The organism is Rufibacter sediminis, assembly GCF_014269285.1.
Taxonomy (GTDB): Bacteria; Bacteroidota; Bacteroidia; order Cytophagales; family Hymenobacteraceae; genus Nibribacter; species Nibribacter sediminis.
Window position 1 is genome coordinate 259,340 of the sequence record NZ_JACOAF010000058.1, and the last position, 22,814, is coordinate 282,153.

The 22,814-nt window shown below is 53.1% G+C and carries 22 protein-coding genes and 1 pseudogene; 8 read left to right on the top strand and 15 right to left on the bottom strand.

The genetic code is table 11. The features are described from left to right. Positions 1–111: 111 nt before the first annotated feature. Entirely contained in the window at positions 112–1,227 is a 1,116-nt protein-coding gene (ald, locus tag H7U12_RS21790; protein WP_186642036.1) for an alanine dehydrogenase, read from the bottom strand. 411 nt (positions 1,228–1,638) lie between these two features. Continuing rightward, positions 1,639–2,436 (bottom strand): DUF1573 domain-containing protein, encoded by a 798-nt coding sequence (locus H7U12_RS21795; protein WP_186642037.1) that lies wholly within the window; start codon positions 2,434–2,436, stop codon positions 1,639–1,641. Positions 2,437–2,623: 187 nt separating this feature from the next. Here H7U12_RS21795 and H7U12_RS21800 point away from each other — a divergent pair, with 187 nt between their 5' ends. Further along, on the top strand, positions 2,624–5,035 hold the full coding sequence (locus tag H7U12_RS21800; protein ID WP_186642038.1) for an alpha-ketoacid dehydrogenase subunit alpha/beta: 2,412 nt from the start codon (positions 2,624–2,626) through the stop codon (positions 5,033–5,035). An 82-nt stretch (positions 5,036–5,117) separates the two neighbouring features. On the opposite strand, the gene H7U12_RS21805 is transcribed toward H7U12_RS21800, so the two are convergent. Continuing rightward, positions 5,118–5,714: a hypothetical protein gene (locus tag H7U12_RS21805; protein ID WP_186642039.1), complete on the bottom strand. Its 597-nt coding sequence runs from the start codon at positions 5,712–5,714 to the stop codon at positions 5,118–5,120. 78 nt (positions 5,715–5,792) lie between these two features. Between H7U12_RS21805 and H7U12_RS21810 the strand changes: the two genes are divergently transcribed. Then, complete coding sequence (locus tag H7U12_RS21810; RefSeq protein WP_186642040.1) at positions 5,793–6,785, top strand: acyl-CoA synthetase family protein; 993 nt, start codon at positions 5,793–5,795, stop codon at positions 6,783–6,785. A gap of 94 nt (positions 6,786–6,879) precedes the next feature. Here H7U12_RS21810 and H7U12_RS21815 read toward each other — a convergent pair whose 3' ends face one another. From H7U12_RS21815 to parS, 6 genes and pseudogenes are all read right to left on the bottom strand, one after another. Further along, positions 6,880–8,034, bottom strand: a complete 1,155-nt coding sequence (locus H7U12_RS21815) for a sigma-54-dependent transcriptional regulator (protein WP_186642041.1) — start codon at positions 8,032–8,034, stop codon at positions 6,880–6,882. A 172-nt stretch (positions 8,035–8,206) separates the two neighbouring features. Then, on the bottom strand, positions 8,207–8,959 hold the full coding sequence (locus H7U12_RS21820) for a copper homeostasis protein CutC (RefSeq protein WP_241749620.1): 753 nt from the start codon (positions 8,957–8,959) through the stop codon (positions 8,207–8,209). 6 nt (positions 8,960–8,965) lie between these two features. Next, a complete protein-coding gene (locus tag H7U12_RS21825; protein WP_186642042.1) occupies positions 8,966–9,943 on the bottom strand; it encodes a N(4)-(beta-N-acetylglucosaminyl)-L-asparaginase in 978 nt (325 codons plus the stop codon). A gap of 133 nt (positions 9,944–10,076) precedes the next feature. Continuing rightward, complete coding sequence (locus tag H7U12_RS21830) at positions 10,077–10,892, bottom strand: PhzF family phenazine biosynthesis protein (protein WP_186642043.1); 816 nt, start codon at positions 10,890–10,892, stop codon at positions 10,077–10,079. 214 nt (positions 10,893–11,106) lie between these two features. Next, positions 11,107–11,567: pseudogene (locus H7U12_RS21835) on the bottom strand (RES family NAD+ phosphorylase). Then, a complete protein-coding gene (parS, locus tag H7U12_RS21840) occupies positions 11,564–11,980 on the bottom strand; it encodes a type II RES/Xre toxin-antitoxin system antitoxin (protein WP_186642044.1) in 417 nt (138 codons plus the stop codon). The pseudogene H7U12_RS21835 and the gene parS overlap by 4 nt, the downstream one beginning before the upstream one ends. A 371-nt stretch (positions 11,981–12,351) precedes the next feature. Here parS and H7U12_RS21845 point away from each other — a divergent pair, with 371 nt between their 5' ends. Then, positions 12,352–13,614 (top strand): dicarboxylate/amino acid:cation symporter, encoded by a 1,263-nt coding sequence (locus tag H7U12_RS21845; protein ID WP_186642045.1) that lies wholly within the window; start codon positions 12,352–12,354, stop codon positions 13,612–13,614. Between the two features lie 42 nt (positions 13,615–13,656). Here H7U12_RS21845 and H7U12_RS21850 read toward each other — a convergent pair whose 3' ends face one another. Next, positions 13,657–14,022 (bottom strand): winged helix-turn-helix transcriptional regulator, encoded by a 366-nt coding sequence (locus H7U12_RS21850; protein ID WP_186642046.1) that lies wholly within the window; start codon positions 14,020–14,022, stop codon positions 13,657–13,659. A gap of 125 nt (positions 14,023–14,147) precedes the next feature. On the opposite strand from H7U12_RS21850, the gene H7U12_RS21855 reads away from it, so the two are divergent. Together H7U12_RS21855 and H7U12_RS21860 are read left to right on the top strand one after the other, a co-directional pair. Next, complete coding sequence (locus H7U12_RS21855; protein WP_186642047.1) at positions 14,148–14,780, top strand: NAD(P)H-dependent oxidoreductase; 633 nt, start codon at positions 14,148–14,150, stop codon at positions 14,778–14,780. 101 nt (positions 14,781–14,881) lie between these two features. Further along, positions 14,882–15,832, top strand: coding sequence for an aldo/keto reductase (locus H7U12_RS21860; RefSeq protein ID WP_186642048.1), 951 nt, complete (start codon positions 14,882–14,884; stop codon positions 15,830–15,832). 730 nt (positions 15,833–16,562) lie between these two features. On the opposite strand, the gene H7U12_RS21865 is transcribed toward H7U12_RS21860, so the two are convergent. After that, on the bottom strand, positions 16,563–17,048 hold the full coding sequence (locus H7U12_RS21865; RefSeq protein WP_186642049.1) for an NUDIX domain-containing protein: 486 nt from the start codon (positions 17,046–17,048) through the stop codon (positions 16,563–16,565). Positions 17,049–17,086: 38 nt separating this feature from the next. Here H7U12_RS21865 and H7U12_RS21870 point away from each other — a divergent pair, with 38 nt between their 5' ends. Genes H7U12_RS21870 through H7U12_RS21880 form a run of 3 tightly spaced genes read left to right on the top strand, consistent with a single transcriptional unit; the run spans position 17,087 to position 19,465 of the window. Next, positions 17,087–17,542 (top strand): PaaI family thioesterase, encoded by a 456-nt coding sequence (locus tag H7U12_RS21870; protein ID WP_186642050.1) that lies wholly within the window; start codon positions 17,087–17,089, stop codon positions 17,540–17,542. 2 nt (positions 17,543–17,544) lie between these two features. Next, entirely contained in the window at positions 17,545–18,972 is a 1,428-nt protein-coding gene (locus tag H7U12_RS21875) for an ATP-dependent DNA helicase (RefSeq protein ID WP_186642051.1), read from the top strand. A 43-nt stretch (positions 18,973–19,015) separates the two neighbouring features. Beyond that, the gene (locus tag H7U12_RS21880) at positions 19,016–19,465 is read left to right on the top strand and encodes a DUF1573 domain-containing protein (protein ID WP_241749622.1); all 450 of its coding nucleotides are present in this window, start codon (positions 19,016–19,018) and stop codon (positions 19,463–19,465) included. A gap of 90 nt (positions 19,466–19,555) precedes the next feature. On the opposite strand, the gene H7U12_RS21885 is transcribed toward H7U12_RS21880, so the two are convergent. Genes H7U12_RS21885 through H7U12_RS21900 form a run of 4 tightly spaced genes read right to left on the bottom strand, consistent with a single transcriptional unit; the run spans position 19,556 to position 22,600 of the window. Beyond that, complete coding sequence (locus H7U12_RS21885) at positions 19,556–19,939, bottom strand: DUF423 domain-containing protein (RefSeq protein WP_186642052.1); 384 nt, start codon at positions 19,937–19,939, stop codon at positions 19,556–19,558. A 21-nt stretch (positions 19,940–19,960) separates the two neighbouring features. Continuing rightward, on the bottom strand, positions 19,961–20,644 hold the full coding sequence (locus H7U12_RS21890) for a YggS family pyridoxal phosphate-dependent enzyme (RefSeq protein WP_186642053.1): 684 nt from the start codon (positions 20,642–20,644) through the stop codon (positions 19,961–19,963). After that, positions 20,644–21,693 carry a vWA domain-containing protein gene (locus H7U12_RS21895; RefSeq protein ID WP_186642054.1) on the bottom strand — a complete coding sequence of 350 codons (1,050 nt, stop codon included), beginning with the start codon at positions 21,691–21,693 and terminating at the stop codon, positions 20,644–20,646. The genes H7U12_RS21890 and H7U12_RS21895 overlap by 1 nt, the downstream gene beginning before the upstream one ends. Further along, positions 21,674–22,600, bottom strand: coding sequence for a hypothetical protein (locus H7U12_RS21900; RefSeq protein ID WP_186642055.1), 927 nt, complete (start codon positions 22,598–22,600; stop codon positions 21,674–21,676). The genes H7U12_RS21895 and H7U12_RS21900 overlap by 20 nt, the downstream gene beginning before the upstream one ends. Positions 22,601–22,814: the final 214 nt, after the last annotated feature.

Sequence of the window (22,814 nt, forward strand, 5' to 3'; positions counted from 1 at the left end):
TTGTCTTTACAAGTTACTCTCAACGTGTTTTGAGCTTGTTTTCAGGAAAAGGCACAAAAAAAGGCCTCTCTTCTATAAAGAAAGAGAGGCCTTTTGTATGAGAAGGAAAGACTACGCGAGTACTTCCGCTACATTGGTTAAAGGCAAGTTGAAGGCTTGGGCAACACCCGGGTACACCACTTTGCCGTCTACCACGTTCAAGCCCAGTCTCAGCTCTTCGCGCTCCTGGCAGGCTTGTTTCCAGCCTTTGTTGGCCAGTAACAAAGCATAAGGAAGGGTGGCGTTGGTCAACGCAAGGGTAGAGGTGTAAGGCACCGCACCTGGCATGTTGGCTACGCAGTAATGCACCACGTCGTCAATGATGAAAGTTGGGTTCTCGTGGGTAGTAGGCTTGCAGGTCTCAATGCAACCTCCCTGGTCAACGGCCACGTCTACCAACACCGTACCCGGACGCATGTCTTTCAACATGTCACGGGTGATCAGGTGAGGCGCTTTCGCGCCCGGGATTAATACCGCCCCGATGATCAAATCCGCGTCTTTGATGGCTTCTTTGATGTTGTAGTGGTTTGACATCACCGTGGTCACGTTGGCTGGCATGATGTCATCCAGTTCACGCAGACGCTTCAGGCTGATGTCCATGATGGTCACGTTCGCCCCGAAACCGGCGGAGATCTTAGCCGCTTGGGTTCCCACGATACCACCACCTAATACCAGTACATTGGCTGGCTTCACGCCGGGTACGCCACCTAATAAAATGCCACGGCCTTTCAATGGTTTCTCCAGGTATTTGGCTCCTTCCTGTGGTGCCATGCGGCCCGCTACTTCACTCATTGGAATAAGCAAAGGCAACGAACGGTCTTTCAGTTCTACGGTCTCATACGCCAGACAGGTAGCTTTACGCTCAATCATGGCATGGGTGAGGGGCTCGTAGGAAGCGAAGTGGAAATAGGTGAACAACAACTGGCCTTCTTTGATCAGGGCATATTCCTGCTCAATGGGCTCTTTTACTTTAACAATCATCTCGGCGATGCCGTACACTTCCTCAATGGTAGGGAGGATAGTGGCGCCAGCGCTGGTATATTCCTCATCTGAGAAACCGCTGCCCAGACCGGCTGTCGCCTGAACGTAAACGGTATGGCCGTTCTTAATAAATTCCGCCACGCCACCGGGGGTGAGGGCCACGCGGTTTTCGTTGTTTTTTATCTCCTTCGGAAGACCAATTATCATGGTATGATTTTTTAAAAGGTGGTGAAAAAGTGCACAAATATACACGAACCTCCTATCAGATTTGCAACTCCCGCCAGTTTTAAATTAACGTTTGTTTGGCGATCCTCGCGTTTTTCTAGGCTTTTCATAAAAATAGACCTAAAACGAGATTGCTGGGGCCATCTTCAATACCCACAATTTCCTTACATCCGTTCTCCGCCTAGCATTAATTCAACTATAGAATATGTGGTTGAAACCAGGTGCACAGTCGAATAAACGTTTAGATGGGCGGTTTGCCTCCTTCCAATGTTTTACCAATGTTTACCTGAAAGCAGAGTTAGTGTTTGGAAATAGTTGATTATCAACTAAAAGGCATAAAAAAAGGCAGTAACTTCGTTACTGCCATTAGTACAAAATAAAACTATGAAAAAACTATTTAAAAGGCACTGACGCCTTGTTAACCTTAACGGAGCTTTGTTTGGCTAAGCTTTCTACCACTTTGGCTTTAAGAGTAAGCGTGGGAGCTGAACCAGTAATGTCATTAGAAAGGAGGGTTACTGCCTCTATTCTGTCCTGTAACACCTGAGGGCTATAGGTAAGTTCCAATTTTGCAGATTGTCCTGCTTTCACTACCGAAGGGCTCATCTTGAACGCCACACAGTTGCAAGCGGTCTGTAAACCAGTAACGTTCAAATCAGATTTGCCAGTATTCTTAAGGGTGAATTTAGCGGTGGATTTCTGGCCTTTCTCTAATTTCCCGAAGTCATACGTGGTGCTGCTTACTTCAATTTTCGGAGACTTGGCTTTTTCCTCAGCGGAGGCTACGGAAGAAGACGACTCCTTTGCCGCATCTTTCGGTACCACGGTGCCTTTGATGAACAAAGACTTAGTATCGGTGGTGCTGTTGGAGGTTACCGTCAGGGTTTTGTTGAAAGCGCCCGGCCGACCAGCACTGTTGTAACCGGCTTTCACTACACCTGTTTTGCCGGGCAGAATTGCCTCTTTTGGCCACTCGGGTGTGGTACATCCGCAGGAAGCCTGCACGTGGGAGATAATAACCGGTTGGTTACCGGTATTCTTGAATTTAAACTCGTAAACGGCTTGTACCCCTTCGGTTACATTACCGAAGTCATGCAGGTCTTTTTCGAAGGTCAGCACGCCTTGGGCGGAGACCATCCCTTGGGTAAGTACAACCAAGGCTAATGTCAGGAAAAGATAGATTTTTTTCATAATTTTTTAACGATTTGCTTCAGTTTCATGACCCGGTTAGGAATCAAACAAAAATAATAAAATTTAGTTCGTATCGCTAGAAAAAAACACTTATAAGAACGGCACCCGGGGAGAGCCATTTGAAATTGGGGTAAAACTTATGTAGTTTTGACTTTAAAAATCCTTATCGGACCTTATAAGATAACGCATGCAAACCGTTGAACGGATTACGAAACTTTCCCTTACCAGAGAAGAGATGTTGCAAGACTATCGCATTGCCTGCGAGAGTCGGCAGGCCAGTTTAACTGGCCGGAAAGAAGTATTTATGGGTAAAGCCAAGTTCGGGATTTTCGGAGACGGGAAAGAGGTGGCGCAACTGGCTATGGCCCGTTTTTTCCGCCCCGGCGATTTCCGCTCCGGCTATTATCGGGATCAGACGTTTATGTTCGCCATCGGTGAACTCACCATACAGCAGTTTTTTGCCCAATTATACGCCCACACCGATGTGGAGCAGGAGCCCTCTACTGCCGGCCGCAGCATGACCGGTCACTTCGGTACCCGCCTGCTAGACGATGAAGGGAAGTGGAAGCCCCAAACCTCAGCCAAGAATTCCTCCGCCGATATTTCGCCCACCGGCGCCCAAATGCCGCGCCTCCTGGGCCTAGCGTACGCCTCTAAACTGTACCGCCAGAACCCTGAACTGCACCAATTCACTGATTTCTCGGTGAACGGAAACGAGATCGCCTTCGGGACCATTGGCAATGCTTCTACCTCAGAAGGAGTTTTCTTTGAGACGATCAACGCCGCCGGGGTGTTGCAGGTGCCTATGCTGGTCTCTGTCTGGGACGATGGCTACGGTATTTCTGTGCCGGCGCACTACCAGACAACTAAAAGCAGCATCTCTGAGATTCTGGCCGGATTCCAGCGCGATGCGCCGGGAGAACAGGGCTATGAGCTGTTCAAGGTAAAAGGATGGGATTACGCGGGTTTATGTGAAGTGTACCAGCAAGCCACCCAGGTATGCCGCGAACAGCACGTGCCCGTTCTTATTCACGTGGAGGAAGTAACCCAACCCCAGGGCCACTCCACCTCCGGCTCGCATGAGCGCTACAAGTCCAAAGAGCGGCTTGCCTGGGAAGAAGAGTATGACTGCATCAAGCAGATGCGGAACTGGCTCATCACCAGTGGCTACGCCGATCACGCGGAACTAAACCAGATTGAGGCTGAGGCCAAGGAAGCGGTGCGGGTGGCGCGGGCCAATGCCTGGGCTGCGTTCAATACTGCCATTCAGGAAGACCATGCCCAGTGTCTGCACCTCTTAGACCAGCTTTCGGGCAGTTTAGAGCAAAACGCCTCTAAAATAGCCACCATCCGGGAAGAACTCAGTAAAACCATCAACCCGCTCCGGTCAGATGCCATTCGGGCGGCCAGAAAAGCCTTGCGCTTTGTGCGTCATGAGAAAAGCGCCGCCAAACGCGAACTGGTGAAATGGCTGGAGACCGTTCAGGGCGAAAATGCTGAGCGCTACAATTCTTACCTCTACAGCCAGTCCGATGAGTCTGCTTTGTTGGTGGAGGAAATCAAACCAGAATACACTGAGGACAGCCCTGTTGTAGATGCCCGCGAGGTGCTGCAAGCCTGTTTTGATGCCGCTCTGGCCCGCGAGCCCCGCCTGTTCGCTATTGGCGAGGACGTAGGCAAGATAGGTGACGTTAACCAGGCCTTCGCTGGTTTGCAGGATAAATACGGCGAGATACGGGTCACCGATACCGGCATCCGGGAGTGTACCATCATAGGGCAGGGCATTGGCGCGGCTTTACGCGGCCTCCGTCCATTAACCGAAATCCAGTACCTGGACTATTTACTTTACGCCATCCAGATTCTAAGCGATGATCTGGCCAGTTTGCAGTACCGCACCAAAGGCGGCCAGAAAGCTCCGCTGATTGTGCGTACGCGCGGACACCGGTTGGAAGGCGTCTGGCACTCCGGTTCTCCCATGGGCATGATCCTGCACAGCTTGCGGGGGATGCACGTGTTGGTGCCGCGTAACATGACCCAGGCCGCCGGCTTCTACAATTTGCTTCTGAAGTCTGATGAACCAGCGCTGGTGGTGGAATGCCTCAACGGCTACCGCCTGAAAGAGCGTATTCCGGCCAACATCGGGGAGTTCACCATCCCCTTGGGAATGCCTGAGGTCCTGAAGAAAGGAACGGATATTACCATCGTCACCTATGGCTCTATGTGCCGCGTGGTGATGGAAGCCGCAGAGCAACTGGAAACAGTCGGCATCTCGGCGGAAGTAATTGACGTGCAGACGCTTCTACCGTTTGACTTAGAGCATCAGATTACCGATTCCATCCGGAAAACGAACCGTGTTCTGTTCACCGATGAGGATGTCTCTGGTGGGGCTACCGGGTTTATGATGCAGAAAGTAGTAGATGAGCAGGAAGCCTGGCGTTGGCTGGATTCCAAACCGGCTACGCTTTCGGCTCAGGATCACCGTCCTTCTTATTCCACAGACGGAGATTACTTCTCTAAGCCCAGCGCCGATGATGTGTTTGAGCGGGTGTATGCCATGATGCACGAGGCTGATCCCAACGCTTTCCCGGCTCTTTACTAAGGAGTGATTCATTTAAAAAGCCACCGGCCAACAAAGACGTATGTTGGCCGGTGGCTTTTTAAATGAAAGGCGATAAAGCGGTTTACTTGTCGAACTTAAGAATTATTTCCGGCGACTCTATTTTATTGCTCTTGTTTCTATCCCGGTCCAGAATGTAGAAGTCATACTTGATGGTGTCTCCCTGAACCAACCGTTTGTTTAAGTAAAAATCATTCATTTTGTAGTAGATAGACTGGTTTTTGGGGATGTCAAACCCGCCCACTTTGATGTCGCCCTCCAACGGTTCCGTTCGGTCAACGGAATAGATTTCCGGTAGACGGTTATAGTATTTGATGAGGCTGTATTCTATTCTGGTAACCGGTGGGTCACCTTCTCTGATTTGGGTCTGAACGTAGACTTGTTGAAAGGTGCCGTTGATCTTGACGTAGAAGTCGCAGTAGAAATCGATCAACGAAGGATCATCTGCATCAGAAAGTCCAATGTTTCCGTCGCCGTCCCTGAACCTGATCACGTGTTGTATGGTGTCCACCACATTCAAGCCCTTCAGGGCTGCATTATGAGTATAGCCTCTATACTCAATGCTGGGTTCCATGGGAAAGTCGGGGGAGTTGTAGCAAGCGGTTAAGCCCAGAGAACCAAACACAAAGGCCAGACTAAAAAAGAGTCTATGTTTTTTCATAGTAAAATTATGAGCACCTAAGGTACAAATCCTAACGCGCACTTGTTTACTTTGTTGTATAATTTAGCACCATCTTCCATGGGTTTTCCCGTAGAGTACAAAAAAGAGATCCTGCAACAGGGGCCACAGGAGTTTGAAGCCGCAGCCCTGGCCTTGTTCCACTACCAGGCGGTGCATAATCCGGTGTACGGCACGTACCTGAAGCACCTGAAGAAGGAGCTGAGCCACGTAAAACAGCTCCATCAGATTCCGTTTCTGCCCATCGAGTTCTTTAAAACCCATTCTGTTCAGTCGCATCCGTTTACGCCAGCTGTTGTTTTCAAGAGCAGCGGGACCACGCAGCAACAAAGAAGCCAGCACCTGGTAGCTGATCCCGAGTTCTATAAAGTACATGCCCAGTACCTGTTTGAAGAAACCTACGGACCTTTGGCCGGATGTGTCTTTCTGGCGCTGTTGCCTTCGTATCTGGAGCAGGGAGATTCCTCTCTGGTGATGATGATTGACCACTTCATCAAGGCCAGCGGCCAAACCCAGCCCGGCTTTTACCTCAGAAACCACGCCGAACTGCGCGAAGCGGTGGCACAGGCGAAGCGGTCCGGCAAAAAAGTGTACCTGTTTGGGGTAACGTACGCCTTGCTGGACTTAGCCGAGGAAGTAAGCCCTGGGGAGTTTAGCGGCACCGTCATCTTTGAAACCGGCGGAATGAAAGGCCGGCGGCGCGAGATGGTGCGCGAGGAACTGCATGGTCTCCTGACCCGGGCATTTGGGGTAGACGCCATCCATTCTGAGTACGGCATGACCGAACTGCTGTCACAAGCCTATTCCACCGGCCAAGGTATTTTCCAGCCCTCGCGTACGCTGCGGGTGCTGGTGCGCGACGTGAACGATCCTTTCTCCGTCTCCAGCGAGGCCGGTTCCGGGGGGGTGAATGTCATTGATCTGGCCAACGTAGACTCCTGCGCTTTCATCGAAACCAAAGACCTGGGCAAACTCTACCCCGATGGGTCCTTTGAGATCATGGGCCGCTTTGACAACTCCGACATTAGGGGGTGTAACCTACTGGTGGGGTAGCGTTTTAGGCCTGGTTTAACTAAAACTGCTTTAAAACGGAAATCGCCGCTTAGAACCAGACTAAGCGGCGATTTCCGTTCTAAAGCTTTATTTTCTACTTGGCGTAGGCTCGGGCATCGTCCTCGGTGATGGTGTCTTCGCTCATGATCACCAGGCGTTCCACCACGTTGCGGAGCTCCCGCACGTTCCCGCGCCAGTCCAGTGACTGCAGGTAGGTGAGGGCTTCGGGCAAGATTTGCTTGGGTTTGTTTCCATAGTCGCGGGCCACATCCTGCAGGAATTTCTCCACCAGGCTGGGGATATCCTCGCGGCGTTCGTTTAACGGCGGCACATGGATCAGGATGACACTCAGGCGGTGGTACAAGTCTTCCCGGAAGTTCTTGGCTTCTATTTCCTCCAACAGATTTTTATTGGTAGCGGCCACCACGCGCACATCTACGGTAATGTCTTTGTCGCCGCCCACGCGGGTGATCTTGTGCTCCTGAAGCGCGCGCAGCACTTTGGCTTGCGCCGAGAGACTCATGTCCCCGATCTCGTCCAGAAACAACGTTCCGCCATTGGCCTGCTCAAACTTCCCGATGCGCTGCTTCACCGCCGAGGTGAACGATCCTTTCTCGTGGCCAAATAATTCGCTTTCAATCAACTCACTGGGAATGGCTGCGCAGTTGACCTCCACCAGCGGGCCCTGCGCCCGGTTGCTTTGCTCGTGCAGTGACCGCGCCACCAGCTCTTTCCCGGCTCCGTTGGGGCCGGTGATCAATACGCGGGCATCGGTGGGAGCCACCTTCGCCACCGCCGACTTTACTTTCCCCAGGGCGGGAGACGAGCCTACCATTTCATAGGTTTTGGAAATCTTCTTCTTCAGGGTCTTGGTTTCCGTGACCAGAGTAGCCTTATCCAGGGCGTTGCGCACCGATACCAGCAGCCGGTTCAGATCCGGGGGTTTCACCAGGAAATCATAGGCGCCTTTCTTGGTGGCCTCTACGGCGGTGTCAATGGTGACGTGCGCCGAGATCATGATAAAAGGAGTGTCTGGCACCAGAATCATGGCCCGTTCCAGTACTTCCATCCCGTCTAGCTTGGGCATTTTGATGTCGCAGAGTACCACGTCATATTTGCTTTTCTGCAGCAGGTCCAGGCCGCGTTCGCCGTCTTCGGCTTCGTCTACGGTATAGCTTTCGTACTCCAGAATTTCTTTCAGGGTGTAGCGGATGCTACGTTCATCATCTATGATCAGGATTTTGGGCATGGGTTTTCGGGTTTACTGTGCCAACGGCAAAAGCTTGCGGTTTATTTCCGAATGGCATACGCGGGAATGAACCTATTGGATATTTTGGGGCTGTTTTTCGTAAATCGGCCGCAAAACAGGGCTTGAGCAAAGGGTAAAAGTATAAAACTTTGGGCAGTTGGCAAGTGGTTCTTCAGCTTCCTTGGGCCAGGGCCAGCAGAGTCTTGATTCTTTCCCTGGATGCGGCCATGTGCCCGTATTCGGTTGCCAAAGGTGTTCCCCCCATGGGAACATCTTCCCGCCGGAAGGTCATGGCACTTTCCCTGAACTCCCGCGCCGAGGCATGGAACTCCATCGCCCCGCTTTGTTCCAGCAGCGCCGGCAGGTTGTGCTCGTTGATGCCGCCCCCGGGCAGAATAACCAGGCGATTACCGGCTCTTTGCCGAAGTTCAGAGAGAAGCGCGGCGCCGTTGGAAGCCGTGTCCTGTTGCCCCGAAGTGAGCAGCCGGTCTACTTTGAGCGAGAGCAGGTCTTCCAAGGCCTGATACGGATCTGGGGTGAGGTCAAAGGCCCGGTGAAAGGTGACGCTCATGGGGCGGGCCGCGGCTATCAGTTCACGGGTGCGGGCCACATCAATGGTGCCATCGGGTTGCAACACGCCCAGTACCACACCATCGGCCCCCAACTGCTTGGCCAACAGAATGTCCTGCTGCATGACACTGAATTCCAGATCTGAGTACCGGAAATCGCCCCGGCGGGGCCTAATAAGCACGTGCAGTTTTATGGAAAGATGCTTGCGGCAAAGCTGGATCATGCCGGCGCTGGGCGTGGTGCCGCCTTCTACCAGGTTATCGCAGAGTTCTACCCGCCGGGCACCCGCTTCCTGCGCCGTGATCGCCGACTCCACGGAATCCACGCACACCTCCATGATGATTTGCTTCATCATGCCGCTTTAGAGCTTGAATTTAGCATCCAGCAGTTTGTTTGTGTGCTGGTCCCGGACGGCGTAGTTAAAGCCCCGCTGGATACAGTACCCACCGTATTCGCCCTGTTTGTTGATGGCGATGAAGCCCACCTGCAGGTCTTTTACATCCTTCTGTTTGCGGATGATGCGCTCCACGGCCAACTGACAGGCTTTCTCCGGGGAATTTCCCTGGCGCATGAGTTCCACTACCAAATGGCTGCCTACCATCCTGATCACGGCTTCGCCCAGGCCGGTGGCGGTGGCGGCGCCCACTTCGTTGTCCACGAACAAACCGGCTCCAATGATTGGGGAATCGCCTACGCGGCCCTTCATCTTAAAGGCGGCCCCGCTGGTGGTGCAGGCACCCGCCAGGTTCCCATGCGCGTCTAAGGCCAGCAACCCGATGGTGTCATGGTTCTCAATGTTGATGACGGGTTTGTACTTGGACTCTTTGAGCCAGTTTTTCCAATCCTTCTCTGATTCTGGGGTGAGCAGGTTCTCTTTCTGAAAGCCTTTGGATAACGCGAACTGCAGGGCACCATCGCCTACCAGCATGACGTGCGGCGTGTCTTCCATGACTTTACGGGCCACCGAGATGGGATGCTTGATGTGCTGCAGATACGCCACCGCGCCGCAGTTGCTGTCTTTGTCCATGATGCAGGCATCCAGGGTGACATTGCCTTCGCGGTCTGGAAAACCGCCGTAGCCTACCGTCCGTACGTTGGGGTCTCCTTCGGGCACGCGCACACCGGCTTCCACGGCATCCAGGGCGTGACCGTTCTGGGAAAGGATCTTCCAGGCGGCATCATTGGCGGGCATGCCGTGGTCCCAGGTAGAAATGACCAGCGGTTTGTTGGTTTTGCCTGCCTGCAGCGTTCCGGAGAAGGCCTTGTGGAGGGGATAAACACCGCTGACAAAGGCGGTACCCAGGGCGGAAAGCCGCAGGAAGTGACGTCTGCTTTTCATCAAGAGAAGTGATTAGATGGGTTCTGTATGTTAAAGATGGATCTGTTTTGAGGCTGTTTTCCAGAAAACAGCGGAAAAGCGGTAGGGTAGGACTGAGGTGCAACAGGCGGCACTGTGTCCTTTCCAGAGGGTTCTAGTTGAGGTGCAGTTCCCCTTCCAGAACAATCTGGGCTTGGCTGCGCACCTCCAAGGTGTGGTCCTCTTTGATGGTCAGGTGCAGATACCCGCCTCTGGCCGAGAGTTGAAACGCCCGCAGTTCGGTTTTCTGTAGTTTATGTGACCAGTAGCTGGCCAGGGCACTGTGCGCTGAACCGGTAACGGGGTCTTCATTGATGCCCACCCACGGCCAAAAGCAACGGGAGTAGAAATCGTACTCGGGGTCTTCTGATCTGGTGGTTACCGCCAAGCCGTTCACCGTGTCCAGTAAGCGGACCAGGCGGTCAAAATCGGGCCGGAGCTGGAGCAGGGTTTGTTTATCAGGCACTTCCAGCAGGAGCATCTGGAGAGGTTCAGACAGATACAGCGGATAACTGGGCGGCAAACTCAAGGCGTCAAAGAGCCCGGGCAGCGATTCATGCGGCTGGTAGTCATACAAAGGGAACCGCATCAGGAGGTGATCGGCTTCTTTTATGGCGTGTAGCACCAAATGTTGCTTCGTGGTGAAGGTTACCTGCTCCAGTTCCAGTTTCTCCAGGACCAGTTTTGCGGAGGCCAGCGTTGCGTGCCCACAGAAGGCGATTTCCACGGTGGGGGTAAAGTACCGGATGCCAAAAGCGAAAGCCTGGTTTGGGTCCTGAACCAGAAAAGCAGTTTCAGAAAGGTTCATCTCGGCCGCAATGGCCTGCATTTGGGCCTCGGTCAACGGCTGCTCCAATAGGCAAACCCCCGCCGGATTCCCTTTGAATGCTTCCCGGGTAAAGGCATCAATGATGTAAGTCTTTATCTTCATCTCCTTCCGTCAAAGAAAAAGGGAAGCTAGCAAAGTTTGGCAGGAATGGGAAAGAAAAGGTGAAAAATAGCTTCCTTCAAATGCTCAAGATTCAAGGTTTCCTAGAAAACGAAGCGTTGAGGTATCAGCCAAAGCCGGGGAGAAGTTCAGCTGTCACTCTATACATAATAGGAGTCACTATTGAGGGCTGGGATTTACTTCTAACTATGTCACCTTACCGCATAAACAGCCGCTCATCAAAGGGGAAGGGCTCTGAACTGAGCAGCTTGATTTGACCAAACTCAGGATGGCGCGGATTGAAGAGGTAATTATGGTCGCCGTGCACCACCGCCGAAGGTACTTTCATGCCCACCGTGCGGCTCTCGCGCACGAAGGCGTCCCCGATGAGTTGGGTGGAGTTGGGGTGCGGGAAACTCCGCCAGTCGGGGGGAGGTCAGAGAGCAGCACTTCGCTTAGCAAAAGCTCGTCCGGGATTTCCAGTGTAATCAACCAGTAGTCCACGGGTACAATGCCCAGCGGCGTATGCACGGCGATCTCGGTGGTGCACAGGGCGCGGGATTCACAGGTGTACAGCAGCGCCGTGCCTTTGCTGTTCCAGCGGCCACCCGCAATCTCGGCACCCCTGCCGGAAAGATCGTTTTTATAAAGTCCTTTGCTCAGCCGATACGCAATCATGCCAGCACACCGTGTTCAATGCGGGTGAGTTCGTCTTTGAGCAAACTGATCCCGAAGGTGGTGTCCAGCAGGCTCTTGGGCGTGATGCCGCCCAAGGCCACGTTCTTCGCCTCTAGCCAAGCGTTGAAACTCTCGGAGCTGCCAAAGACCTCGGTGCCCCGCTTGTAAAGCAGTGTCACTTCCAGAATTTTCTCTGAGTGGATAGGGTCAAAGGTTTTCTTCTCCTTTTTGTACCGCTGAATGGTGCGCTCAGACAAGTGCAAAAACACCGACCACTCGCTGAGGTTAAACGGACTCTGGCTCGCTATTTTCACAAAGAGCGGGTACTTGATCCCCTGGCGCACGGTCTGCACCAGCAACAGGATGTCGCGGTCATCTACTGAGGTGTTGGAAAGGTTCAGGGTGGCGGGCATAAAGATCAGGTTTTAACGCAAAGGTACTACTGGTGATAAAGATAACAACTGTCTTTTAATAAACGACAATTGTCTAAATTAAGTTTGATTCCCTTTGGCATCTGTTGTAGATGAACAGAGAATTCATTGCTCTCTGATTCCGTGATTTTCTCTCGATTTTTACCAGAAGAGAATAATAATTTGATAGATAAATCGAGATGAAAAACAGGCGAATATCCACGATGATAAGCAAAAAGCATGTAAAATATACGCGGCGTTTAGGGGCTGTTTTTAGAAAAACAGCCCCTAAACGAAGGTTTGTAGCGATCAGATTTTGCTCCTTGAAATAAATCTGGTTATTCTTACTCTTTAGTATTTACCTTATCGCCCCCATGATCCGGAAGAAACCTCTCTACGAAAGCCTCTATTTTCAAGTCATCAGTGCCATTGTGATTGGCGTGCTGTTAGGGCATTTCAGGCCGGAGCTGGGCGTGCAACTCAAACCGCTGGGCGATGCCTTCATCAAACTGGTGAAAATGATGATCGGGCCGGTGGTGTTCTGCACCATTGTGACGGGTATTGCCGGCATGCAGGACATGAAGCAGGTAGGCCGGGTAGGGGTAAAGGCGCTGCTGTATTTTGAGGTGCTCACCACGGTGGCGCTGCTGCTGGGACTTCTGGTGGTCAACCTGCTTCAGCCGGGCACGGGCATGCACGTAGACGCGGCCAGCCTGGACACTGAGGCCTTGTCGGCGCTCACCAGCGCCGGCGAGAAAGCAGATACCTCCAGCACCGTTGGCTTTTTGATGCACCTCATCCCCAACAACATCGTGGACGCGCTGGCCCAGGGTGATCTGCTGCAGATTCTGTTTTTCTCGGTGCTGTTTGGCTTCGGACTGTCAAAGATAGGCGAACGCGGCCAGCCAGTGTATGCTTTTATCCAGTCGCTATCGCAGGCGCTGTTTGCCATCATTCACATCATCATGAAGGTAGCGCCTTTGGGCGCTCTGGGGGCGATGGCTTACACCATCGGGAAATACGGATTGGGTTCTTTGGGCGCGTTGGGCCAGTTGATGGGGTCTTTCTACCTCACCTGCGTGCTCTTTATTGTGGTTATTCTAGGTGGGGTGATGAAAGTGATGGGCTTCAGTATTTTCAAGCTGCTCCGTTTCATCAGGGAAGAGCTACTGATTGTGTTGGGGACTTCCTCGTCAGAAGCCGCCTTGCCCTCGCTGATCGAAAAGCTGGAGAAGCTGGGTTGCGCCAAACCGGTGGTAGGGTTGGTGGTGCCTACGGGCTACTCCTTCAACCTGGACGGAACCTCCATTTACCTGACCATGGCGGCCGTGTTCGTGGCCCAGGCCACTGATACGCCGCTGGACTTTGGGCACCAGTTAACATTGCTGCTGGTGTTATTGCTTACTTCTAAAGGAGCGGCCGGCGTGACGGGGAGTGGCTTCATTACGCTGGCGGCCACGCTGCCGGTGGTGGGCAATATTCCCGTGGCGGGCCTGGCGCTCATTTTAGGCATAGACCGGTTCATGAGTGAGGCGCGGGCGCTCACCAACCTGATCGGGAATACCGTGGCCACCATCTTCGTGTCTAAATGGGAGAAAGAGATAGACCTGGAGCGAGCCAAAAAGCTGATCGGGTAATACCCGTTTCGGGACTGTTTTCAGGAAAACAGCCCCGAAACGTTATACCTCCTCGGGGTGGTAGATGATCTTGTCGCGGTGCTTCATGCCCCAGTCGCGCAGTTCGTTGATGACCGGGGTAAGGCTGTGGCCGTAGTCGGTGATGGAATACTCCACGGTGACCGGCGAGGTGTCATGCACGGTGCGTTTCACCAGTTTGTTCATTTCCAATTCCTTTAGTTCCTTGGAAAGCATTTTGGCCGTGATGCCCTGCACATCGCGGTGCAGTTCTTTAAAGCGTCTTTTATGCACGCAAAGGGCCACAATAATCGGAATTTTCCATTTTCCGCTTAGAATGTCCAGCGCATCCCGGATGGGCAGGATGTGGGTGATGCACAGGTTGCGTTCGGTTTTGATAAGTGCTTCCATATCTATATGATTTCATAGTGGATACCAGTATCTAAATGTAAACCAGTATCTATTTGAAACCAAAAGTACGTAAATTTGTTTATACAACTATCGTAGAGACAAATAAATTATTTTTTTAAAAAAACATGAACTTACTTCAGGACCTGAACTGGCGCTATGCCACCAAACGCATGACGGGCGAGAAAATCCCGCAGGACAAAATGGACACTATCCTGGAGGCCATCCGGCTTTCTGCTTCTTCTATGGGGTTTCAGCCCTATAACGTGTTGGTAGTGGAAGATCCTGAAGTACGGAAACAGATTCAGGCCGTGGCCTTCAACCAGCCCCAGATTGTGGAGGCTTCCCATCTGCTCATTTTCGCCGCCTGGGACACCTTAACCGAGGAGCAGGTGACCGCTTACATGAACCAGATTGCCGCTGAAAGAGGCGTGGGCATGGAAACGTTGGCTGGTTTTGCGGGCAGCATCAACAACATGATCAAGAGCAGAACCCCCGAGGAGAATTTCAACTGGGCGGCCAAGCAAGCGTACATTGCGTTGGGTACCGGCTTGGTAGCTGCTTCTACTGAGCGGGTAGATGCCACGCCTATGGAAGGTTTTAACCCAACAGCCTTGGACGAATTGCTCCAATTGCGCGAGAAAGGTTTGCGAAGCGTGGCGCTGCTGGCCCTGGGTTACCGTGATGAAACCAAAGACGTACTGGCCTCGGCCAAGAAAGTGCGCCGCCCGGCCGAGGAATTTTTCCTGACCATTTCGTAACCAATCTCTCTAGAAAGAGAATACCTATAGAAACCCGCTGCGAAACCAGAGCATGGCCGCAGCGGGTTTTTGCCGTAAGAACAAGACTAACCTTTACTTCTATGAAAAAGCGCACCTTAGGAAAATCAGGCCTGGAAGTGGCCCCGCTAGCCTTCGGCGGAAACGTCTTCGGCTGGACCATTGACGAGAAAACCTCTTTCCAACTGCTGGATGCCTTCACCGAGGCCGGTTTCAATCTGATTGACACCGCCGACGGCTACTCGGTTTGGGTTGCCGGCAACACCGGCGGCGAGTCGGAAACCATCATCGGGAACTGGCTCAAAGCCCGCGGCAACCGCGACAAAGTAGTCATCGCGACCAAAGTGGGCTGGGAAATAGGCCCCAACCAGAAAGGCCTCAAAAAAGACTACATCATGGGCCGGGTTGAAGAATCGCTGCGCCGCCTCCAGACAGATTATATAGACCTGTACCAATCACACGTAGATGATGAAAGCACTCCTTTCGAGGAGACGCTGGAAGCTTACCAACAACTGATTCAGCAAGGCAAAGTACGCGCCATCGGGGCCTCCAACATCAAAGCCAGTCGTCTGAAACAAGCCCTGGAAATCAGCAAACAGCACGATCTGCCAATCTACCAAAGCCTGCAACCCGAATACAACCTCTACAGCCGCCAGGAGTTTGAGGCCGAACTGGAGCCCTTGTGCTTACAGGAAGGCATTGGCGTGATCTGCTACTACGCTCTGGCCAGCGGTTTCTTGACAGGGAAATACCGCAGTGAGGCAGACCTGACCAAAAGCCCCCGTGGCGGCGGCGTGAAGCGCTTCCTAAATGAGCGTGGCTACAGCATCTTATCCGCCCTAGACCAAGTGGCCGCCCAGCACAACGCCAAGCCGGCGCAAGTGTCGCTGGCTTGGCTCATGGCCCGCCCCAGCATTACGGCTCCCATCGCCAGTGCCACCAGCCTGGAGCAACTACAGGATCTAACCCAAGCCGCAGAGATCACCCTCAGCCAAGAAGATATCGCTCTGCTGGATCAAGCCAGTGCTTATTAATATAAGTGTCAGGTACAGGTTTACCGCTCTTCATTGCAACTCCCTGTTTCAAGGCTGTTTTTAGGAAAACAGCCTTGAAACAGGGAGTTGCATGTTTGTAGAAATGATCAAGTTTCCTGAAAACGTGTCCTAAACGCAAAACTGTCTACAAAGTACATCGCTAGCTCATTGACAATAGTACCCGTTCATTGCGACAGAACCAGGGAGACAAGGCATGCCTTGTCTCTACATGATCAGATAATTCAAGCTAGCGATTTGGCTGGCATTCACCTGCGGCAGGGCGGGACGAAGGTCCACCATGGGGCCGAGGCACGTGCTGCCGCACGCAAGAACGTTTCCAGCTGTAATGACCTTTGCTTCCTATGAAACAGAGGACGGCTGCGGGGTGGTACCTTTTATTGAAGAAAAGACTGTCTGAGCGTCAGCGAGTTTCTTTTCTTCATGATTCTTTTGGTTACTTTTCTCATCCAGGAGAAAAGTGACAAACGCGGGCAGACCGCGACTGCAATCTTGAGGCTTGGCAAGACAGAAATAGAGAGCATAGGCGGGCAAGTGATCAGCAGGTGTAAACATCCCCCTTCATCCCTTCAAAGGGGGAACCTCTGCTTAAGGGAAGTTGACATGATTTTTGAAGAGAACACCAACAACGGAGGGCGGGCTGTTAGCTCAACAATCAAACTCTGTTTTGAAGCCATTTTACGAAAAACAGCTCCAAAACAACTCTCCTACCTCAATCCAGAAAAATCTGCCGCGGAATAAACAGATCATCCAGGTTCACCAGGGCGTGGAGAATGGGATGCAGTTCATCGCGCTTCAGCTGAAACATGTCCCGGATGCCCAAAAATTTCACTTCCTCCAGAAGCTGGGCGTGCGGCTCGTGCTCGGGGTCGGAGCCCAACTCCAAGGTGCCGTTTACTTGGTTGACTTCAAAGAAAAGCTCGATGGCGTGGAGGGGCGGCCGAAGAAACTCATTGAGGTACAGAAATCGGCTGACTTCCACCTCCAGGCCGGTTTCCTCCTTAAATTCGCGTTTGAGGCACTCTTTTACAGTTTCATTAAAATCGAGTCCGCCGCCGGGGGGCATCCAGAAGTAACCTTCGCCGAACGCGGCTTTATGACGGGCTAGTAGTACTTTGTCATCTTGCACCAGAAGTCCGCAGACTCTCACTCTGGTTTTGGATGAGTATTGTTCCGCAAGCGGATGAATGTTCTCCATAGGTTGTGGGGCAGGTCCTGAGGCAGTACTTTTACCAAATGTTACAGACGTTCAATCCTGACTTTAGAAATACGGTAAAAGAAAAACTTCAGCGGCAATTTTACATGCATTTGCTGGGTTTTGAAATAGAGACCATTGAAATAGGGGCAATTGAAGGTAAATTAACCCTGGAAGAAAAGCATAAACAAAACAAAGGCTTCGCCCACGGGGGCGTCATTGCCACCCTCGCTGACATTGTGATGGGCTTTGCCGCCGTGACCCTGGTACCCGCCGACCAGCACGTGGTCACTACCAACATGAACATTTCCTATCTGAACCCGGGCGTGGGAACCGCGCTGTTTGCCAAAGGATGGGTGCTGAAACAAGGCAGAACGTTGAACTTTTGTGAGGCAGAAATCTTTAGTATAGATGGTGCCGGCGCGAAGAAACTAATCGCGAAGGCCTCGGCGACCATGGCCACTATCCGGCCCGAAGCCTCCATCTCCCAGCAGTAACTATGACACCCGCAGAAGCGCTCCGCAAGAATTTTCCGTTTGAACCCACCCAGGACCAGGCCAACCTGTTCCAGAAACTGGACCATTTCATCATGCGCCGCACCGGCCTGAAAGAGGTGTTCCTGCTCAAGGGCTTCGCCGGTACGGGTAAAACTACGGTGGTGAGCGCTCTGGTGAAGATCCTGAACAGTTTCGGTTACAAATATGTGCTGCTGGCGCCCACCGGCCGGGCGGCCAAGGTCATGTCCACGTATTCGGCCAAACCAGCCTCTACCATCCACAAGAAAATCTACCGCCAAACGGCCAATCCGTACTCAGAAGGCATGTCTTTTTCCCGACAGCCCAACAAGAGCGAGCAGGTGATCTACATTGTGGACGAGGCCTCCATGATCTCGGATGACAAAGCGTTCGGGGACAGTGGCCTGTTACAGGACCTGTTAGGGTATGTTTTTGAAAAACCAAGCAATAAACTGCTGCTCATCGGTGACACCGCCCAGCTGCCGCCCGTGAACCAGACGCTTAGCCCATCCTTGGATGCGGGCTACCTGCAGAGTAATTTCCAGTGCCACGTGCACGAGATGGAGATGCGCCAGGTCATGCGGCAAGCCGAGGAATCTGGAATTCTGATGAACGCCACCCGGTTACGGAACGAATTAATAAAAGAGCAACCAGAGCTGGCGTTCAGAACCAAAGGTTACCGAGACATTTTCTCTATGCGCGGCGATAAGCTGGAAGACGGCCTGCGGTACGCCTATGACAAGTTCGGGATTGACAACACCACCGTCATCTGCCGGTCCAACAAAACCGCGAACCTGTACAATCAGCACATCCGGCGGCAGATTTTCTTTGCCGAGGACGAGATTGGGGTAGGGGATTACCTCATGATCGTGCGCAACAACTACACCTGGCTGCCCAAAGACTCCAGCATCGGGTTCATGGCCAACGGCGACTTCGTGGAGATCACCAAGATTATCCGCTACGAGGAACTGTACGGCCTACGCTTCGCCGACGTGCGGATCCGGTTCGTGGATTACCCCAATGAGGAGGAGCTGGATACCAAAATCATGCTGGACACGCTGTACTCCGAGGCTCCGGCTCTGCCCGCCGACAAGAACAAGGAACTGTACCAACAGGTGCTGGAAGACTATCAGCACATCGCCAACAAGCGGCAACGGGCACAGGAAATGCGGCAGGACAAGTACCTGAATGCGCTGCAAGTGAAGTTTGCCTACGCGCTCACCTGCCACAAAGCGCAGGGCGGACAGTGGCAGGCCGTCTTCGTGGACCACGGTTTCCTGAAGGAAGATCTGGTGACGCAGGAATTTGCGCGCTGGTTGTACACCGCCGCCACGCGGGCCTCTGAGCAGCTGTTCCTGGTGAACTTCAACGAGAAACTGCTGGAGAATGCGCCAGAACGAGTAGAAGATTAAGTATCTTCGCTACCGCTGATTGACTTACCTAATCAAAACAGATATGAAAAAATTAGTTTTGGGTGCGATGTTCCTGTTTTTCGGGGGCACGGCCGCCATGGCGCAAACAACTTCCGCTGCTCAGGCGGCGGCGGTTCCGGTGGCTCCCATTGCTCCGCCGGCCCCGGCTCCGGTGGGCCCTTCCATTCAGTTTGAAGAGCAGAAATTCGACTTCGGCGAAATCAAAGCCGGCGATGTGGTGGAGCACACCTTCAAGTTCACCAACAACGGAACGCTGCCGCTGGTCATTTCCAACGTGCGGACCACCTGCGGCTGTACCGCCACTGATTTCCCCAAAGCGCCCGTGATGCCCGGCGAAACAGCCTCCATCACCGCCAAATTCAACAGCGCCGGTAAACGTGGGCAGCAAAACAAAGTGATTACCGTAGAATCAAACGCCGTGCAAGGCAATGCCCAGGTCATGATCGTGACCACTATTGCCGCCGCCAACTAGCCTTTTGGGGCCGTTTTCTCCAAAACACACGAAAAACGCCTCTCTTGCTTTGGCAGGAGAGGCGTTTTTGCTTGTTGTTGTAGAGGCTGTTTACGGCAGGTTCTTGGCCAGAGCCCACACCATGTTCAGCCAGCCGCCTATCATAAACAAGCCGCCGATGGGAGTGATGGCACCCATCCATCTAATGCCGGTGAGGCACAGAATGTACAGCGAACCGGAAAAAATGAGAATACCGATCAGGAAACAGAGCCCGGAAAGGCGCAGGCCGGTGGCTGCCGGAAACTGCGCCATGAGCACGCCTACCAACAGCAAGCCCAGGGCGTGGTACATCTGGTATTTCACCGCGGTTTCAAAGGTCTCGGTGCGGCCGGTTTCAGTGAGGAGCTTTGACAAGCCGTGCGCCCCGAAGGCGCCAATCATGACGCCCAATCCGCTTAGCAGGGCACCTAGGATCAATATCGTTTTAAGGGTCATTTTCTTAAATCAGGTTAAAAATTACTGAGAGACGGCGTAGTTCCGGTTGCCAAAGATAGCACTGCCCACTCGAATCATGGTGCTGCCCTCGGCAATGGCCAGCTGATAATCGGAGCTCATGCCCATGGAGATTTCCTTGAAAAACGCCAATTCAGGGTAAAACTCACTTTTTAACGCTTCAAAGTAGCCGCGCAGACGGGAGAATTCACGTTGCAGGTGTTCTTCGTCCTGAGTAAAGGTGGCTACGCCCATCACGCCACAGATACGCACATTTTTCAGGTTGGAGAACTCTTCGGAACGAAGAATTTGCCGCGCTTCCTCCAGATCAAGCCCGAATTTGGTTTCCTCCTCGGCGATGTAGAACTGCAGCAGGCAATCAATTACACGGTGATGTTTTTGGGCTTGTTTGTCAATTTCCTGCAGTAAACGCAAACTGTCTACGGACTGGATGAGGTGCACGAACGGGGCGATGTACTTTACTTTGTTCGTTTGCAGGTGCCCAATCATGTGCCACTCCACATCGGCGGGGAGCTGGGGCTGTTTGTCTTTCATCTCCTGCGCCTTGTTCTCCCCGAAGGCTCTTTGGCCGCCCTCGTAGGCTTCCATGATCAGCTCCACCGGGTGGGTTTTGGACACGGCAATGAGTTGGCAGTTGGAGCCCTGCAGCCGCTGCCGGAAGTCCTGTATGTTTTCTTGGATGGTCATCAATCTTCTAACGCGTTGGTGAAAAAGGTGTTTTTGAGCAGCAGCCACAGCAGCAGCAGCAGAATGGCCCAGCGCAAATATATCTGGTAATAGTCGCGGGTGTCACGGTACCGGGTTTCTTTTATCTCGGTTTTCTCCAGGTTGTTGATGCGCTGGAAAATATCGGTGAGCGTGTTGGCGTTCTGCGCCCGGAAAAACTGCCCCTCGGCCAGCGAGGCAAGCTGCCGCAGTGTTTTCTCCTCTAGCCCCGTCTGGATGGACACCATTTTTCCGGTAGAGTCCGCCTCCATCTGCACGGTACCTTCCTTCCCGATGCCCACCGTGTACACTTTCAACTGGAAAGCGTGCGCCAGTTGGGCCGCCAGTTCTGGGTCAAGGCTGCCGGCGGTGTTTTCGCCGTCACTGATCAGAATACAGACTTTTGACTTCGCTTTCGATTCGCGGAGCCGGTTGATGGCCACCGCCAATGCGCTGCCAATGGCCGTGCCGTCTTCCGAGACCATGCCCAACCTGATGCTTCTGATGCTTTCCCGGATGAGCTCGTAATCAGTGGTGAGGGGCGCGAGGGAAAAGGCCCGACCAGCGAATACCACCAACCCAATGCGGTCCTGCACCCGGCCGTTCACAAACTGCAGGGCCACTTCCTTGGCGGCTTCCAAGCGGTTGGGGAGAAAATCGGTTAACTCCATGGAGCCGGACACGTCCATGACCAGTACAATGTCAATGCCCTCGGCGGAGAGTTCAACGGTTTCATCGGTTTTCTGGGGGCGGGCCAGCGCCACCAGCACCAGCATCAGGAACAACCCGAACACCAGATCCGGCAGATACCGTAAGACGCTGCTCCAGTGCCAGGTGACACTGCCTTCAAACAATGCCACGTCCATTTTTCTACGGAACCGCACCGTCAAAAGCCAGCGGAGCAGGAACAGAAAGGGGACGCTCAGAAGCAGGTACAGGTAGCCCGGGTTGGCCCAGTCGAACGACTGCCAGGTGCGCCACGCGAACCAGCTCAGGTTCAGCCAGGAGAAATCAGCGGGTGCTTGCCACATTGCGCAGGGAGTCTCGGATTAAAACATAGCGGTACGCCGAGAACTCGGCTAACTGACTCAGTGAATCGGTTACCTCGGTTTCATCGTCTGAAATGATGTTGCCGTAAATGGCTCGGTCACATACTTTTAGGGCGTTGCTCACCCGCTCGTCTTCCTCGTAGTACGACGCAATTTCTTTGGTGGTAAACGAGTTGATGGCGATGTCTTCCAGCTTGGTTAAGTAGTTCTTCCATAATGTGATGGCACGCTCCAGTTGATCCAGGGTTTTACCTCGCTGGAACCGTTCCCGGGAGGTCTGGAACCGGTACTGAAACTGGGCCTGATCTTTCCGGAGCACGTAGAGTTTGTACCGCAGGTTGATGCCTTTGCCAAACAAGACCCAGACCCCGCCAATTAGAATAGACGCCGCCACGGCACCCAACGCCCAGTAGACGTAGTTGAACTGCTCCGGGACGGGCCTTAACTGAGTGGCTGCCTGCAGGGGCAACGGATCTGGAACCACGGCCACATTCTGTTTCAAATAGACTGAGTCGCGGGGCGTTACCAGGTGCAGGGTGTCGCCGTTATGGAACATCTGAGCCGTGAGCTGGAGCGCCTGCACCGGTTTCAGGCTGAAGGTGCGCAGCGTGTAAATGGTGCTGTCAATGCTGGTGCCGTTAATAGTGCGGGTAGGGTAGAACTCCTTCCGGACCAGCTCAAAGGGGGCGAACCGGAACGTGGTATCCGGGAACAGGACCTCGGCCTGGGGCGCGTGCCTGGACCGCAGGACGTACTTCACCGACTGTCCCAACTCCACGGTGTCACGCAGGAAAAAGCCTTCTACCTTCACGGCAGGAAGCTGGGCCCAGGAGAAGAGTGGCAGCAGGAAGAGGAAGAGCCCGCCGGTCTTTTTTAGTAGTGAAAACAAGTTCTATCGGTAAGATAGCCTCAGAGCAAAGGTTGCTTCAAGGCAATGGGTACTGAGTTTGGGTGCTGATGGCTGGTTTGTTTCAGGGCCGTTTTCCTGAAAACAGGCCTAAAACGGAGCAGAAGTTCGTTAGGAGCTTCGCTTCATGATCTTGTTTCGGGCCCTGAACAGGTGCACCAGCTGGGGCACGTAGTCCTGCTCCACAAAAATAGGA